Source organism: Limosilactobacillus coleohominis (assembly GCF_016901675.1).
In the GTDB taxonomy this organism is placed as follows: Bacteria; Bacillota; Bacilli; order Lactobacillales; family Lactobacillaceae; genus Limosilactobacillus; species Limosilactobacillus intestinavium.
In genome coordinates, this window is the sequence record NZ_JACJKU010000036.1 from 1 (window position 1) to 16248 (window position 16248).

The following is a 16248-nucleotide window of genomic DNA, read 5'->3' on the forward strand; positions in this document are numbered from 1 at the left end:
TACATCATATCAGGAACGATTTCCTGTGTACATAAGAAGCCGGACGATGAACCAAGATTTGATTCATCGTCCGGCTTTCATTTTGGACTGAGAGTTTTTTCCCAGCCTCAAGCAATTATTTATCTTTCTTTTTGGCTAGGAAGGAGTGGCGGATCCCGTAAGTAAAGTAGATGACCAGGCCAAGGACGAACCAAATTCCCGCGTAGAGCTTTGCTTGGTAGTCTAACCCCATGAACACCAGCAGGGAAGCCAAGAAGGCCAGTGCCGGCATGACCGGATAGAACGGCATCTTGAATGATGGGTCCGCAATGTCCTTTCCTTCACGCTTACGCAGAGCATAGATTCCCAGCGAAACGAACATGAAGGCAATCAGCGTCCCCGCAGAAACTAACTGGGACAGGAAGGCAAATGGGAAGAAGGCCGCAATTACAATCGTCACAATCGTCAGCGTCCACAGTGCCCGGTTCGGTCGACCATCCTTGTCAACCTTCCCCAGCCACTTCGGCAACATTCCGTCACGACCGAATGAGTAAATCAACCGGGACCCGGCTAAACTCATCCCAATCAGGGCGGTGAACATCCCGACAACCGCGATCGACTGAACAACAACAGCCACGCCACCGTGACCAGCCGCCCGCAGTGCCAACCCAACCGGTTCCGCACTATTAGCGTACTTAGTATAAGGAAGGACCCCCATCAGGACCATCGCCACCGAAACGAAGAGGACCACAGCAACCAACAGGGAACCAAGAATCCCCCGCGGCATCGTCTTTTGCGGATTAATGGCCTCCGCCGAGTTGGCCGCAATCGAGTCAAAACCGATGTAGGACAGGAAGATCATTGAGACCCCGGCGTAGATTCCCTGCCAGCCCCCGAACGCACCATTAGCAGTTTCGTGGTATTTCGGAATAAACGGGACGTAGTTGCTGGACTTGATAGCGGTCAGGCCGACAACGACAAACAGCAGGATTGCGAAGACCTTCAAGACCACCAGCAGGTTTTCCACCCGGGCCGCTTTCGACGCCCCATTGGCAATCAAAATCGCCACGATGGCAATCACGACCACGGAGATAATATCGACGACCCCGCCCTCAGTACCAAAGGCGTTGGACAAGGCAGCCGGCAGCTTGATTCCCGCCGGAGCTAAGAGCGCCCGCAGGTTGGCCGACAGCCCGGCACCGACAAAGGCCAGGGCGATAAAGTACTCCGCCAGCAGGGCCCAACCGGCAATCCAGCCAAAGAATTCACCGAAAACCACGTTGATCCAAGAATAGGCAGACCCGGCAAACGGCATCGCTGCCGCCATTTCAGCGTAGGCAAAGGCCACCAGGCCAGCCACGACCGCCGCCACGACGAAGGAGATGGCAACCGCCGGTCCGGTATGCATCGCTGCCACTTCACCAGGAAGGGTAAAGATGGACGCGGACACAATCGTTCCGACCCCGAGTGCTAAGAAGTCCCGCACCTTTAAAGACCGCACCAGGTGGCCGTCCTTATTTTCATACACGCGTGGGTCTTCTTTTCGGGTGATTGTTTTCCAAAAACTCATACTTTTTCCTCCTTTTAATTAGATAACCATTAGAATCGTAAGAAAATTTTAATTTATTCTACCAACCGTTTATCAATTGGTCAAATGTTAATTTGCAATGGAAGCCCTTTCTTATCATTTTCTCCTCCAACTTAATTTTATTAAGTCCCCCGCTTATTCTAATCATTAGATAAGAGGAGTACACTAGGACTAGGATTTTTCATTCTGAGGTGATCAATATGTTAAGCAATGCCGAAATTTACCAAGCGATTCAGGTCATGCGCCGGGAATATCCTGACGCGGGCACGACCCTCACTGCCGACACCCACTTCCATTTCCTGCTAGCAGTCATTCTCAGCGCCCAGTCAACCGACCAGTCCGTCAACCAGCTGACTCCCGCCCTCTTTTAATTTTCATTTCGTATTTGTCGCTTAATCCTTTTTACGGTGCTTTCACTAACATTAGTTGCAAGCGCTGTTTCCTTAATAGAATGTTCAAGGGAATAAGCATAAATTCTACGATAACGGTCAGTAATTCTTCGCTTGGGACGTCCCTGGTGAAAATTTGGGTTGTGCTTCATAGCATACTCTTTACCACGCTTTAGTCGGTCTACAATCATGTCATGTTCAAATTCGGCCATGACAGTTAAAAAATTAAAAAGCATCTTGCCCATCATATCGGATTTACTTACATATCCCTTCAACTGAATTATATAAACCTTAATATCACGCGCCAGCAAATCATCGACAATGTCTACGGCAACCTTAACAGAACGGCCAATCCGGTCAACCTTGGTAAAAAAGACCTCATCGCCTTGTTGTAGTTTAGAAGATAGTTCTTTCCATTTGGGACGGTCTGCTTTAGTACCTGTAAACTTTTCAGAGTAAATGTTGCCATCAGCTATTCCAGCCTGCTTTAGTTCACTAATCTGTTCATGTAAATCTTGTGATGTACCACTAACACGGGCATAACCATACTTCATATTTCACACTTCATTTCTGAACTAAGTTTTTGAGCCATACTCATTTACTATTAAACCACGCCTTTTAGAATAGGTCAATTACTGGACAGTATCTGACCCATTTGCGAATAATATATTAAGATTTTGTTAAGAAAGCACCTGCAAATTAACATGTGATTGCGAGATATGCCTGTTATAGCAAGCATGTCTGGTTAAATGCCTGCATAATATGCAATTTTATAAGTGTAGATGTCACCTCTAAAAAGGTGGTAAGATAAAAAAAGACGGTGAGTCCAGCCTAAAGAACTCATCGTCTAAAACCATCAAAGTTTGACTACGACTAAAGCCTAATTAATGTAGTCAACCTCATCAAACCAACAAACCAAACGGCCAAAACCACTTACCCGTTTCCGTTTGTTGCTAAGAACTATTGTAATAATCCGCGACGATTGTTGTCAACAAGTTTTTATTAATTGTTAACCAAATTTAATTAAATAACATGCATAAAATCGGTTATTTATGGATTATTATACGGTCATGAGGTTGGATTTATACATAAGGCTTTCTTTCGTAGTCATTCGAAAGGAAGTCTTTATTTTGTCCAAAGGTAACAGCAAGCGCATTAAGCGCCCAATGGTTTCAATGTCCAGTACTGGCAAGGTGTCAGGTGGTCCGGTTAAGATGAAGTTTACTCAAGGAAGCTTCAACAACACTCAAAAGTTTACTAATCATCAACTAACAGAGCAGCAGTACCAAAGGGTAATCAATCTACAGCAAAGTGACTTAATTCAGTCACAAGATAATTTTGACTTTCTAAAGCCGATTATTCATAGCTTTTCAGACTGTGTTGATGCCTGGCTAGATACCCTTAGTTCAGTAGAAGATAATGCTCAAATGCATACTTTGCTAAATGATATTATTCAAGACTGGATTACGCCACATCATTTAGATAACGTCAAATTCCTAAATCTTATTTACCTTTTTGAGGTTGCTTATCAAGTGGGAAACTCCCAATCCCTTAAAAGCAATAGTACGGCTAGCACCTGGCAAGAATGGTGGGAACGTTATGGCCTTATCAAAAAGCAAAACGGTCAAGCTAAGCAATTAGTCCTTAAGGATTCAAAGCCCGAAGATGTTAACACATTGTACTGGTTAGCTGGGTTACAAAATCAATTGGCTCAAAAAATTATGAGTAATTCATGTCGCGTAAAATTGCGCGACATGAATCAATGCTTGCAGAACATTGATTTAACGCCAATCCTTGAGACGGACATTGACCAGACATACGGGGTCGCCCCCGTGTGTCCGTCCCCAAGTCCAGCCTCACTAGTACGACAATCGCCAGTTGATTTCAAAGCTGGAATGAAATATTTGCTACTCTTCTGGAAAAAATGCCTAAATGGACTAGGAGAACGTGGGATTGATAATAAAACCGTGCATTTTATTACTCTCCCTATTTCTGAAGGAACTATTAAAACGGACACTTTTTACGTCGCACTAGACTGCGAGTACGTCAGTCATGACTTAAAGAACTCAGCTAAGAATAGTAAGGTTCGCGATACTGATGATGTTCTTAGCTTTCAGCTTTATGCGGTTAACGCAAAAGGAACCAGAAGAAACGGGCTTGTTGTTCACAACACATCACATCAGCATTTTGTGCAATCTGAACTTATTAGTGCAATTCAGCGAGTAATAGAACCATTACGGTTTGCCAATGTTAAAGACCCCTCTTCTCGTCATGCAATCGTCCATTTAGTTGGCTATTACAGTGGTGTTGATATTTCCTGCTTCAATGGGTGGGAACGCTTTTGGAATAATACGAACACCATCGTTCTCAAAAAGAATGCGCCTTTTACTCGTGGTTATGTGAATAAGAAATTAAATGATGATTCTTCTATTTCTATTGACCTTATTGACCTTATGAACGACGCGCCGGTTGGTGGATTAAAAGTGGTTGGTGAAATGGTTGGTATTCCGAAAATTAATACCGAGAAATTTGACAAGGCTGACGGTCTACCAGTTGGTTTCTACAAATCACACATGGACATCTTTCGCGAGAAACGTCCAAGCGACTTCAATGAATACGCTATGAACGATAGTATTATCACGCTGGAGTATGCACTTTTTCTAAAAAAGACGTTAGGCCGTATTCCAAAGACACTTGGCAGCTATGCAGCGTCAGAAGTGTCAAAGCAACGTCAGGATTACCCAAACCAGTTTTTAGCAGACCCCGCTTATCCCTTGCGTGAGTATGTTGAAAGCAAAGGCAGTGAAAGAGTACGTCCTGGGCAAGCTGACTTATATGAAGAGGCTTGCAAAGCAATGTTTGGTGGTCATAATGTTGCTTATATTAGTGGCTATGGACATGGAAGAATTTTAGATTTTGACCTGACTAGCGCTTATAATGTTGGCGGCCATTTGCTCCCAATCATTGACTACTCTGATGACAATTACCCTGTCATTAAGCCATCTAAACTGCCTAAATTCATGAAACGCGCCCAATTTAATTCTGAAGTTTCTAATTCTTTTCGTATGAAAGATTGCGATTTTGCACCGATTGGAACACAAATGGAACAAACCAGCGTGTTTTTAGTAGGAATTGGATTATTTCAAATCGATTACCCTGATGATATTCAAATGATTGTTACACCCAGTCATTCGACAACAGGCGCCCCAATCTATGTCAAGCATTACGTTGATTGGTGTACTTTGCTTGATGCCTATACTGCCTGGAAACATGGTGCCAGCGTTCATGTGGTTCGCTTACGCATTCCAAAGCAAAATCAGGATGGCTTGAACGTTTTTGGCGATTTTCAAAACAAAGAAATTAAGCTTCGGAATGCTGCTAAAGCTAAAATGCAACATAGCAATCCAGGAAGTCAACAGTTTGCCCAAGCCGATGGCGAGCAACTATTGCACAAACTTACTGCTAATACAACTTTCGGAAAAACACTACAAGGAACTGGTAATCGTCGTTCTCGGAACTTCGATACGTATCTCATGTCTGAAACACCAAAATCACCAATCACTGACCCCTTAATCGGAGATAATTACACCAGTTTTACACGATATTTAGTATGCATTCTCTATGATGCGTCAAATCATTGTGATACTCCAGCTTTACAGCTCAATATTACGACCGATGGCCTAAGTCTTTCCGTTAATCAAAATGCTGATGATAAAAAGTTTATTCAACAGATGACCGAATATTTTAATTCCAAAATGGAACCCTTCTACTTCGATAGACTTCATTTAGCCGGTAAGCAACGTGGCTTTGAGCTAAAAGCAAATTCGATTGATGACTGGTTTAACCTCAGAACTCGCGTAAATGGTAGCCGTACTTATTCAAGGACCGGCAAGGGTATTTTTGCCACTGCTTCAATGATGGGACAAAAGAGCTATGACCTTTTTGATGATGTGAAAAAGAATGTACTTTTTATTAAAAATCCTTCTTGGCGAATCAGTAATCTTTCTGAGATGAAGTTTCGATTGCAAAATCATTACGGCAGCCAGGAGCAATTTGAACAAATTACTAACGTGTCTTTAAGCTATGACTTTGCTTACAAACCGGTTGAACTGATTCAAAAGAATAATTGCTGTTACTTTACGACTGAACCTTACTCTAATCGCGAAGAGCATGATACTGCCAAGGACATTGGTGGCCAATTAGCAAAAATGGTTCCTATGCGGTGTAATTCAGAAAACTTCAACCTGTTTTTAAGAACAATGAATGAACATCCTACCATCAAAAGGAGCCTTACAACGCTTAAAGATCGTGGCAAGCATTTAGATGAATATCGTCAATATTGCCATCGTCATTATGTCTATAGCTTGGCTTTAGGCATACTTCAGGGCAATTTGAACGCTGAAATCAATCGATTTTGTTCAATGTATAGAACGGCGATACCTAGTCTTAAGAAAGCCATTCGACGTGTTAAAGCAGGTCAAAGCAAAGTTAATCTTGTAGCAGGTTGGTATTATCAGGAGGCTATTAAAAATGGACGATTTTGATTTAAGTTTAAACGTTATAGAACGCGGTGAAAGAATTATTGACGCTCTGAATGAGTGCAATAGGGAACTGAGTAAAGGGGTTGAAAACAAGAGAAAGAAGGCCTCAACTAATGACCAATAATGAATTTGAGAATGTTTTTCATCATTTGTGCGCATTATTTGATGGTGCTGATGATTTGATTCACGACTATAACTTGCTTCTTATCTATTTGCAGCAAAATCCTCCTAAGGATGCAGACAGTAGTCCTGCTTGGCAAGAGGTTAAAGATTTGAAGCCCTTTATGATTAATGCTGTTAATTAGTTAACGTAAGTCCGCTTAAAAGCGGGCTTTTTTTTCACCGAATGGAAGGGTCAAATCTATAGTTTTGACCCTGGAGATGAGGTTCAGCAACGACCAGCGGGAGGCGGTAGTATCTTATGTTACTTCTATTAGAAGCAACTGCCTGACTGTTTCTCTTCGGCAGTGAAAGAGAAATGACTGTTTTGGTTCGTTTTTCGTCCATGAAAAAATGAACTTGTTTATCCAGATTTGCAATTCAAATCTGGTTGGTTTGATACTTTGGCAAGTCAAAGTATACGTTCAATTAAGTCTCAAAATTCATTAATTTTGAACGATATTGAACGTCTTCCGCTAGGGTGAAGGGAAGCCTAATAGGCGTCCCTCCAAGGAGTATTTTGTATGTAAGACATACAAAATTAACTACTTGCAGAATTCAAATAATGTGGTAATATTGGTATAGACCAATTATTGGTATAGGTACCGCATTATTTGAAATCCGACGAATATCACGATTTATCCAACCGATAAAGACCATTGGTCTAGGTTGAATAAATCGTATTAAAATTTGGAAGGCAAATTTTAATCATGAGGAGGTTATTAATCCATGCCAGAAGTTAAACGAAATTTAGTCCAGGTTCGCTTGACTGATAATCAGTTAAAGCAGTTTGATGCCATCAAGAAGTCACTACATGCTGCTAACAACGCTGATACTGTTCGAAAACTGATTATTGACAAGAAACTTACTAATGGCACGACGCAAGAGACGTTACATAAATTAGTTGCTAGATATAATGATTTGTCTGCACAGCTTGATTCCCTTTTATGGAATTCCAGCAATGTTACTAATAATGTAAATCAGGTTAGCCATGTTCTTAACATCGCTGCACAAGAAGACCCGGGAGATGATGAAACCTGGAATTGGGTAATACAGCAGCTTCAACTAATCACTTCGTCTATCAACAACTTAAACAAATTGGCCAATGAAGCGAAGCGTTGGTTACATGAAAGTCGTGTTGTTCATGGCAACCTTAATGTCTAACGCGTGTAAGTCTAGCTATGGAAGACTGACTTACATTTTTAATCAAGTTCCCCATAACGATGCTAAGACGAGCCATCGTGTTCTTGCCTGCTCAGGTATGAACATAAAAATGTTACATGCCCCCGATGGAACCTTAACCATTAACCAAAGTGGCACTTACTTAGAGAAACAATTTCATCATTCTTTGAACCGTGCTTTTAACCCTCATCGCGCGACTCAGTGTCAGTCAGTCATTATTTCATTCGCCAATACGGAATTTGATACCAGCAACTTAGAAGAACAAGCGTCTCAGGCGTTACAAATCGTAGAAGGGTACGTACATAAGTATTTTGGAGAAGCTCAGAGCGTCTCAGCAGTACAAGCAGATGGTAATGGCGGCCGCTTACACGTTCATTTGATAATCAATGCCGTTAAAACCAACGGAAAGACAATTGCAACTAATCGTTTTAGCGTTTTTAAGATGAGACGAAATTTTAACGATTACTTGAACGATAACTTTGAAAGAATAACCGGTCGTCAATGGCACAATCCATTTGATAAAGCTAACTCCCGTGCAGATTTAAACCGATTATCCAATCGTTCTAAATGGCAAGAACAGCTCAGGAGAACAATTGACCTGGTAAAGGCGAAAGTTGATAACGCCAAAGAATTCCTAACTAAATTGTCTCAGTACGGTATAACCGTTACTGAACGTCAACATGGGAAAAGCTGGACTTATCACGGTTCCATTAAAACTACAACAGGTACTAAGAAGATAAGTGCCCGTGACTTCTATCAGAGGGTTGACAAGAAAACTGGTCAAGTACTAACCACACGAGGACTTGGTCAAAACTACACTAAGCAGAATCTAACATCGTACTGGCAGAATCAACGCAATAAACAAAAAGAGGAACAACCGTTACCTGTAATCCCTCAACGTCATAAAAGAAAGGAAGCTGATAATAATGTCAGAAACAAAGAAAATGAGCGGGAACAACTGGTCAAAATCAAAACTCGGGCAGCCGAAGCACGAGCGCAAATCCAACATCAACGAGAACTCAACCGCATCAACCTTCGGGAGCTTAACGCCGCCAAAGCTGAGGAACAGCGTCAGCAACGGCAAACTCAACGAAAAGCTGGACAAACTAATCGCCAACTCTCCAACAGAAAGCACACTCAGTCAATTGCCAACCAAGAACGACTTAAAGAGCGTGCAAAACAACTTCTCCGCGCAAAACAGCAAATTGCAAAGTCATCTAGAAGCAAAGATGCGGGACCAGACCTCTAGGCTACTAGATTCTGCTACTGATACCAGAGACATAGTATATAACGAGGGACTGAAGGATAATTTACAAGGTGCCAAACAGCAAATCGACGCCCTACAAAAACGAATGGATAATTCAACGCGCTCCATGAGTGACATTGCAAGGCAAAATGATTCCATGAACGCCGACTTTAAGCAGATTGGCGAAACGCTAAATCAGAGCACTAAAGCCATTAATACTAACTCGACTTGGCTAAAACGTATTATTCAAAGTGGTTTTTATGTGACCACCAAAAAGGTAACTGAATCAGTAGCCAACGAGTTTGAAGAAATCATCGGGAAACCAATCGATATTTTCCTGTCCGATGCCTTGCAAGCAAAACTACGGATTGAATTACAGTCAGCCGTTTCAGAAGCTAATCAAGCCCAAGCAAACGCACAAGTATTAGCCAATGAGATTAAAGTTGCAACCAAGCAAAATATCGAAACAAGCAAATCGCTTAAGCACTCCATTAATACGTGGCTTGTTGAATTCGCCATCATTTTAGGACTTACGATAGCAACTCCCGGATGGTGGAAATATTTAATGCTGATTGCCACAACCCTTGCGGCAATCGTAATTAACAATTACAAAGAGGAGAACCAGTAATAATGATTTACATTAATGTTAATGACGAAACGAAAGACTTTAACAAACTAATTCGATTAGGGAAAATCACCCCGTGGGACTACAATAATAGCCAAATTGAACACGAACATAAACTCATGCGCCAAATCCAATTACATCAGGAGCGCATTAAACAAGAAGAACTATATAAACTTCAGCAACGTAAACGTCAACGTCTTCAAGAACGTGAACAAATGCTAAAACTAAAGAAACAAGCTATCAAGCATAAAGTTAAGCAAAAATCACATCAAATAGAAGATGACGGGCCAGACCTATAAAAATACACTTATACTTAAACACTCCAATAATAAGGAAGCTTCGCTTCCGGCAAGCCTCCAGCGAAGCTCTCTCGAAACCAAGCCTATTAGTGGCTTAAGTTTCAAGAAAGCTTCTTTTTTAGCTCTCTCAGTCAACCCCAGCTGGTTATTAATCAACGTGTCAGTACTTTGATACGCTCATTAATAACTAGCTAGCAGACATTTTAAACGCACTTCGCCCTAGTCCCATTCATTCCCCCTCTATGTCCCTGTTGGTCGGGTGGCTTTTGATGCCGGTACAGTTCTTAAAAACTCTCATCGATAATGTGCCAATAACATTATATTGAATGATGGGTTGTCTGAAGCATTTTCGAAGCTTCCAGCCACGTCTTTAGTCATATGCGATAATGACAGGGTTTAGCATACCCATGTTTGTTAACTACAAGCCTGACGCGTCTTCAGGCTCACGGACGCTTTCGGGATACTACCACGGTGCAGAGTCACTGCTTGCGAGTTTAACCGGTTGTGAACCAAAAGAAAAAAGCCAACTAGCAATTAACTAGCCGGCTTTCGTACTTTTTAGGGTTTGCTTTCATTGATAATTTTGTAGTGTTATATCTTGAAATATCTATCTATTTCCCCTACAATAATAGTATTAGAGAAATAGACAACCCCGATTTAACTAGTGCCTGTAGTTAATCGGTAGCTCACTGAAGTACGCCAATACTTCGGTGGGCTTTTTCTTTTACTCTAGTTTATTTAGCTGATGAAGTAGTTCGCCAAAACTATTTCATCTCTTAAGATACGCTAGTCGGAGTCGAATGTAAATGCTTTCGAATATGCTGTAGTACGTTATATATTGTGATAAATATATAACTGTAGTAAATATATAACATACTACTACATATAACATACTACAGTTATATATTTACTACACTTCAAAATGGCGATTTAGCAATATTTCTTCTCTAAAAAGAGTGATTTATTTACTACAATATATAACTGTAGTAAATATATAATTTACCACAGTTAATTAATAAGTTCATAAAAATTTTTAAGTGATTATCAGTTCCACCACTCTTTAATTACAGTGAATAATTGTGGTAAGTTATTTATTTACTACAATTATTCACTGTAATGATTATTACCGAGATACCAACATCTATTGCTATTGCTTATTAATTGTAGTAAAGTATTTATGATTTTGAACACAGCCTCTAAAGGAGTGAGAAAGATGCCATCAATTTTATACGGCAACATGAAGGGTGGCGTAGGTAAGACCACAAATTCAGTTATGACGGCTTACCAACTAGCAAAATTAGGCTATAAGACACTGGTCTGTGACTTGGATCCGCAAGCCAATGCAACACAATTATTACGGAGAACTTATGGGTTGCAGCACGGTACTGAACTACAAATTGATAAAACTATGATGGTTGCACTGACAGAGGAAAACATTAAGCCTGCCATTGTTAATATCATGAATAACCTTTATTTACTGCCATCTTCTGAGGACTTCAAGAACTATCCAGATTTCCTCGAAATGAAATTCATGCTAGATAAGGAAAGAATCGAATCTGGTGATAGTACTACTTTACAAAGTGAAATGAGTAAAGTTAAGGAGCAACGTATTTCTTACTTTGCACAGCAGCTTGCCAAAATTCGCGATGAGTACGACTTTGTCATCATTGACGTACCACCGACACTTTCTATTTTTACTGACTCAGCAATTTATGCTACTGATTACGTTATTATCGTTCTCCAAACTCAACAACGTTCATTAGATGGTGCTGAAACATTCTTTGAATATTTACAACAAATGTATAATGACTACGCTAATGTTGACTTTGACATTTTAGGCGTCTTAGCCGTTCTTCTAAAAAATAATGTCGGACTAGATAATCAAATTTTGGAGGATGCTGAAACGGACTTCGGGAAAGATATGGTATTTAACCAAATTATTCGTCACATGGAAAGGCTTAAGCGCTATGACCGAACGGGAATTGCTGAAAAAGGCCTAACAAAATACGATATGCACGATACTCGGGTACATTATATTTACAATAACTTAACGAAGGAAATCCTCGCACGCCTAAAAGATAAAGGGGCTGAACTTTAATGGCTAAGTTTGAATTTGTGAAAGACACTAAGAAAAAAACACCAAAACCAATTGCCGAAACGAAAATTTCTAAGCCTAAAGAGACTTATAATCCTGTCAAAATGACCCAAGCAGTCGAAGAATCCTATCAAAAAGAGCAACCAAAGAAGAGGCGGCCTGGTAGACCAAAAAGCGGCCGGAAATCTTACCAAACGGTTCGTTTACAAAAGAAGACCGTATTGAAAATTAACGCTCTGGAAAATGCACTCAGCGTAGCCACACAAGATGCAACTGTTGACCAAGCAATTGAACGTGTGCTGAATTCGTTAAATGCTGATGAAAAACGGTCATATGAGTTGTGGCTGGAAATGTTTGAGAAGAAAGAGAAGAGATAATAAAAAAGAGTATGCCTAAAAAAAGAACAACAACGGCAAAGCCTGTTTTAAAATGGGCGGGTGGTAAGGGACAGATATTAGATGTCTTAGAATCCAATATGCCAGCTAAATATAACAAGTACATTGAGCCATTCGTAGGAGGAGGGGCACTTTTCTTTGCAGAAAACCCTAATAATGCAATTATTGCAGACTCCAACTCAGAACTCATTAATTTATACAACGTAATTGCTTCCAATGTTTATCAACTCATCGATGAATTAAAACATTATAAGTATGACAAAGAAATGTATTATGCTGTGAGGGCTAAACAACCCAAAGAATTAACTAAGATAGAACGAGCCGCTAGAATGATTTATCTGAATAAGACAGGTTTTAACGGCTTATACAGGGTTAATAAAAAGGGAGAATTTAATGTTCCTTTTGGCAAATACAAGAATCCTAAAATTCTTGATGAAGATAACCTAATTAAAGCAAGCCACCAATTGCAAAAAGCAACAATCATTAATGATGATTACGCCAATGTATTGAGCAATTATGCTCAAGAAGGTGACTTCATCTTCTTAGATCCTCCATATATGCCAGTATCGCAATATTCTGACTTCAAAAGATACACCAAAAACCAATTCGGTGAAGAGGATCAAAAGAAACTATCTCATATCGTTAACTCACTAGTGAATAAAGGTTGTTTTGTTTTATTAACTAACTCAGACAATCCACTTATTTTAGACTTATATAAAGACTATGATATATCGATCCTTAACACGCGTAGGAGTATTAATAGCAAAGCTAATAAAAGAACCGGTAAGGACATTTTAGTAAAAGCTTTTCCATCCCAAAATGAACTAATACCTACAGAAATACCAATTCAAAACAATTCATTTCCTGCAACACGATATATGGGTAGCAAAGAAAAGCTTCTTCCATATATAAATGCAGCTATACAAGGCATATCATTTAATTCTGTATTGGATCTATTTAGTGGTTCTGCAAGTGTAAGTTATTTTTTTAAGTCTAAAGGAAAAAAAGTTTTTTCAAATGACTATATGACTTTCGCTTCTGATTTTGCCTTAGCAACAGTTGAAAACAACAATGTAACCTTAACTGATAAAGACATGGATATATTATTAAATTCAGAACCACATAGTAACGACCATTTTGTAGCTAAAACATTTAAAGGATTGTATTTTAGCGATGTTGATAATGATTTTATTGACTTAATCCGCTCAAACAGGTCATTGATTAAGGGGCGCTATAAACAAGCTCTAATTAGTGCAGCCATTTCTAGGGCATGCATGAAAAGACGACCTCGTGGTATTTTCACATATACAGGAAACCGTTATGATGACGGGCGCCGAGATTTAAGATTATCGTTAAAAGAACAATTTATAAATGCTGTTAAACTATTTAATGCTTCTGTTTTTGATAACAAACAAATTAATAAAACGTTTAATCAAGACTTCCGCAATATAGATGTAGATGCAGACTTAATCTACTTAGATCCTCCTTATTATTCCAAACTTAGCGATAATGAATATGTTAGACGTTACCATTTTGTAGAAGGCTTATCGAGAAATTGGAAAAACGTAAACATGCAATGGAATACTAAAACTAAGAAATTTAAGAATTATCCGACACCGTTTGATTCCAAGGAATCAACATATAAAGCATTTGAGTATCTATTTTCTAAATATAAACAAAAGAAAGTACTAGTATCATATTCATCTAATTCTTTACCTACAAAGGAAGAATTAATATCCATGATGAGCAATAATTTCAATAACATTAAGATATTTGAAATAGATTACAAATATTCATTTGGAACTTATCGTCATAAAAAGTCTAATGCTAATAACAAAGTGAAAGAATATCTGTTTTTAGGATATTGAAGGAGTCCTCTCTATGATTAAGAAAAGCATTTATACTTTTGGTAATACAACTGTACGGAATACAACTAGATTTCCTGAAGGCCTTAAAGTACTGGAAAATTCCAAATTTAACGGAAACATCAACAGTGAAGAAAATGAACTAGGATTCGCACAACTGTTAGATAAAAGTAATGTTGTTAATATGGATGCGAAGCCAGATTCTTCATTAGGACGAAAATGGCGGTCTGCGTTTGACAAAACAGGATTTATAACTCCATCAACTATCGGAAGAAAAAAACTAGCATCAAACCATGGCATTGACCCTATTGCAGAAAAAACAAAAAAGACATTTCCTGATTTAAACATTAGCGGTAAAGCCTACGAAGTTACCCCACAAGGAAACCGTTTAGCTGAAGCAACTTCCATTTATGAAATGCAAGATACTATTCTAAGAGCATTGCTAGCTATACAAATTGATTCATTTGATGTTGAGCATACAAAGTTCAAACCATTTGTTTTTGTATTGCAGGTAATAAACAGCTTGAAAAAACTTGGCGAAATAAAGGGGATTAATCGACTTGAATTAGTAATTATTTCGTCTTGCACGGATCATTCTAAGGCAGAATCCATAGCATCAAAGATTATTCAATATAGAAAAGGTAGAGATTTAGTTAAAGGCAAACGTAACAAGTCATCCTATGATAGGGAATTTTTAACACCTTATGCAGAAGCTGTAAATGTTAAGTATGCTACTGCGACTACTTACGAAGATCCAAATTTTAAATATATGCTTTCGACAGGCCTTTTTTCAAGGCAAGGACGCAGAATCATTTTTAACGAAGATAAGCAGGATATTATTGACCAAATACTAAAAACAGAACCTAATATTATTCAAGATCCACTAGAATATTACTATAAATTATGGAATGGATATCCATTACCAACAGATAACAAAGATATTCTCGTATCAGAGATTAAAGAGCTCTCTAAAAAACTAAATGTTGCCGTAGATAACGATGAATTAAATAAGTCTGTTCCAGATTTACAACAAATTAAAGTTCACCTAGAAATGAAAGACGACAACTTAAGAGAAAGAAAATATGCTACGCAGCAAAATACTCCGCAAAATGTTGAAAATATTATTACTTATCTAAAAGTAATAAATGGGGACATAAAAAGCGGAGAAGAATACGAAAACGCAAGAGACGATATGCCCGCATTTTTAGAGTGGGTAACTTGGCGTGCTTTCTTAGCTATTGATGGTCTTAAGTGCCAGCCATACAATGCAAGAGGTTTTAATGTAGACCACGATTTCTTTCCTATTGGAAATGCTCCAGGAGGTAGACCAGACGTCACCCTAGAATTTGACAAATATGTACTAGTTGCAGAAGTAACATTAACTACAACATCCAGACAAGAAGCTGCAGAAGCAGAACCTGTAAGAAGACACGTAGCACAAATTCAGGAGCAATATCCCAACAAGCCAGTTTATGGCTTATTTCTAGCACAGCAGATAGACAATAATACAGCAGAGATGTTTAGAACTGGATTGTGGTATAAGCAAGATGAACCTCGATTTGTCAACATTGTACCAATGACCATATCGCAATTTATTTACGTTATGGAACAATACCAAATAAGCAATTTCTCAAATGCTGAAATAGAAACACTAATAGAAAAATGTTTAATTCCAAGAATTGCAACTGTTCCAATTTGGAAAAATGAAATAGAAAAAACTATTAAAAATTATCAAAGTGTTTAACACTAATTTCATAACAACTATTAATAAATGACAAAAGAGGCTGGGAATTAACTATTATTTTCTAGCTTCTAACTAAGAAAATGCGAACTATGATTTTTGATTTAATCAAAAATTGTAGTTCGCATTTTTGGTTATTTACTA

At 38.9% G+C, this 16248-nt stretch carries 13 protein-coding genes and 1 pseudogene; 12 read left to right on the top strand and 2 right to left on the bottom strand.

Going from position 1 to position 16248, the window contains the following annotated elements:
- Nucleotides 1-115: 115 nt before the first annotated feature.
- Complete coding sequence (locus H5975_RS04600; protein ID WP_204785073.1) at nucleotides 116-1549, bottom strand: APC family permease; 1434 nt, start codon at nucleotides 1547-1549, stop codon at nucleotides 116-118.
- Between the two features lie 218 nt (nucleotides 1550-1767).
- Between H5975_RS04600 and H5975_RS04605 the strand changes: the two are divergent.
- A pseudogene (locus H5975_RS04605) lies at nucleotides 1768-1935 on the top strand (endonuclease III); the annotation flags it as partial.
- On the opposite strand, the gene H5975_RS04610 reads toward H5975_RS04605, so the two are convergent.
- The gene (locus H5975_RS04610; protein ID WP_204785074.1) at nucleotides 1935-2510 is read right to left on the bottom strand and encodes a recombinase family protein; all 576 of its coding nucleotides are present in this window, start codon (nucleotides 2508-2510) and stop codon (nucleotides 1935-1937) included. The pseudogene H5975_RS04605 and the gene H5975_RS04610 sit on opposite strands and share 1 nt — an antisense overlap.
- 576 nt (nucleotides 2511-3086) lie before the next feature.
- Here H5975_RS04610 and H5975_RS04615 point away from each other — a divergent pair.
- The 11 genes from H5975_RS04615 (at nucleotide 3087) to H5975_RS04660 (ending at nucleotide 16107) form a co-directional block, all read left to right on the top strand.
- The gene (locus H5975_RS04615) at nucleotides 3087-6500 is read left to right on the top strand and encodes a hypothetical protein (protein WP_204785075.1); all 3414 of its coding nucleotides are present in this window, start codon (nucleotides 3087-3089) and stop codon (nucleotides 6498-6500) included.
- Nucleotides 6487-6621, top strand: coding sequence for a hypothetical protein (locus tag H5975_RS08975; protein WP_275086942.1), 135 nt, complete (start codon nucleotides 6487-6489; stop codon nucleotides 6619-6621). The genes H5975_RS04615 and H5975_RS08975 overlap by 14 nt, the downstream gene beginning before the upstream one ends.
- Nucleotides 6611-6802 carry a hypothetical protein gene (locus H5975_RS04620; protein WP_204785076.1) on the top strand — a complete coding sequence of 64 codons (192 nt, stop codon included), beginning with the start codon at nucleotides 6611-6613 and terminating at the stop codon, nucleotides 6800-6802. The genes H5975_RS08975 and H5975_RS04620 overlap by 11 nt, the downstream gene beginning before the upstream one ends.
- A gap of 583 nt (nucleotides 6803-7385) precedes the next feature.
- Entirely contained in the window at nucleotides 7386-7820 is a 435-nt protein-coding gene (locus H5975_RS04625; protein WP_204785077.1) for a hypothetical protein, read from the top strand.
- Nucleotides 7821-7929: 109 nt separating this feature from the next.
- Entirely contained in the window at nucleotides 7930-9087 is a 1158-nt protein-coding gene (locus H5975_RS04630) for a relaxase/mobilization nuclease domain-containing protein (protein ID WP_204785078.1), read from the top strand.
- The gene (locus H5975_RS04635; protein ID WP_204785079.1) at nucleotides 9068-9712 is read left to right on the top strand and encodes a hypothetical protein; all 645 of its coding nucleotides are present in this window, start codon (nucleotides 9068-9070) and stop codon (nucleotides 9710-9712) included. The genes H5975_RS04630 and H5975_RS04635 overlap by 20 nt, the downstream gene beginning before the upstream one ends.
- Nucleotides 9713-9714: 2 nt before the next feature.
- On the top strand, nucleotides 9715-10008 hold the full coding sequence (locus tag H5975_RS08735; RefSeq protein WP_239473144.1) for a hypothetical protein: 294 nt from the start codon (nucleotides 9715-9717) through the stop codon (nucleotides 10006-10008).
- Between the two features lie 1213 nt (nucleotides 10009-11221).
- Nucleotides 11222-12106 (top strand): ParA family protein, encoded by an 885-nt coding sequence (locus tag H5975_RS04645; protein WP_204785080.1) that lies wholly within the window; start codon nucleotides 11222-11224, stop codon nucleotides 12104-12106.
- On the top strand, nucleotides 12106-12480 hold the full coding sequence (locus H5975_RS04650) for a DUF5388 domain-containing protein (RefSeq protein ID WP_204785081.1): 375 nt from the start codon (nucleotides 12106-12108) through the stop codon (nucleotides 12478-12480). The genes H5975_RS04645 and H5975_RS04650 overlap by 1 nt, the downstream gene beginning before the upstream one ends.
- Nucleotides 12481-12491: 11 nt before the next feature.
- The gene (locus tag H5975_RS04655; protein WP_204785082.1) at nucleotides 12492-14366 is read left to right on the top strand and encodes a Dam family site-specific DNA-(adenine-N6)-methyltransferase; all 1875 of its coding nucleotides are present in this window, start codon (nucleotides 12492-12494) and stop codon (nucleotides 14364-14366) included.
- A gap of 13 nt (nucleotides 14367-14379) precedes the next feature.
- Nucleotides 14380-16107 carry an AlwI family type II restriction endonuclease gene (locus H5975_RS04660; RefSeq protein WP_204785083.1) on the top strand — a complete coding sequence of 576 codons (1728 nt, stop codon included), beginning with the start codon at nucleotides 14380-14382 and terminating at the stop codon, nucleotides 16105-16107.
- Nucleotides 16108-16248 lie beyond the last annotated feature (141 nt).

Bases quoted from the DNA above. Each gene is read 5' to 3' on its own strand.
- H5975_RS04650 (WP_204785081.1), top strand. From the start codon at position 12,106: ATGGCTAAGTTTGAATTTGTGAAAGACACTAAGAAAAAAACACCAAAA.
- H5975_RS04660 (WP_204785083.1), top strand. From the start codon at position 14,380: ATGATTAAGAAAAGCATTTATACTTTTGGTAATACAACTGTACGGAAT.
- H5975_RS04625 (WP_204785077.1), top strand. From the start codon at position 7,386: ATGCCAGAAGTTAAACGAAATTTAGTCCAGGTTCGCTTGACTGATAAT.
- H5975_RS08975 (WP_275086942.1), top strand. From the start codon at position 6,487: ATGGACGATTTTGATTTAAGTTTAAACGTTATAGAACGCGGTGAAAGA.
- H5975_RS04630 (WP_204785078.1), top strand. From the start codon at position 7,930: ATGTTACATGCCCCCGATGGAACCTTAACCATTAACCAAAGTGGCACT.
- H5975_RS08735 (WP_239473144.1), top strand. From the start codon at position 9,715: ATGATTTACATTAATGTTAATGACGAAACGAAAGACTTTAACAAACTA.
- H5975_RS04610 (WP_204785074.1), bottom strand. From the start codon at position 2,510: ATGAAGTATGGTTATGCCCGTGTTAGTGGTACATCACAAGATTTACAT.
- H5975_RS04600 (WP_204785073.1), bottom strand. From the start codon at position 1,549: ATGAGTTTTTGGAAAACAATCACCCGAAAAGAAGACCCACGCGTGTAT.
- H5975_RS04635 (WP_204785079.1), top strand. From the start codon at position 9,068: ATGCGGGACCAGACCTCTAGGCTACTAGATTCTGCTACTGATACCAGA.
- H5975_RS04655 (WP_204785082.1), top strand. From the start codon at position 12,492: ATGCCTAAAAAAAGAACAACAACGGCAAAGCCTGTTTTAAAATGGGCG.
- H5975_RS04645 (WP_204785080.1), top strand. From the start codon at position 11,222: ATGCCATCAATTTTATACGGCAACATGAAGGGTGGCGTAGGTAAGACC.
- H5975_RS04620 (WP_204785076.1), top strand. From the start codon at position 6,611: ATGACCAATAATGAATTTGAGAATGTTTTTCATCATTTGTGCGCATTA.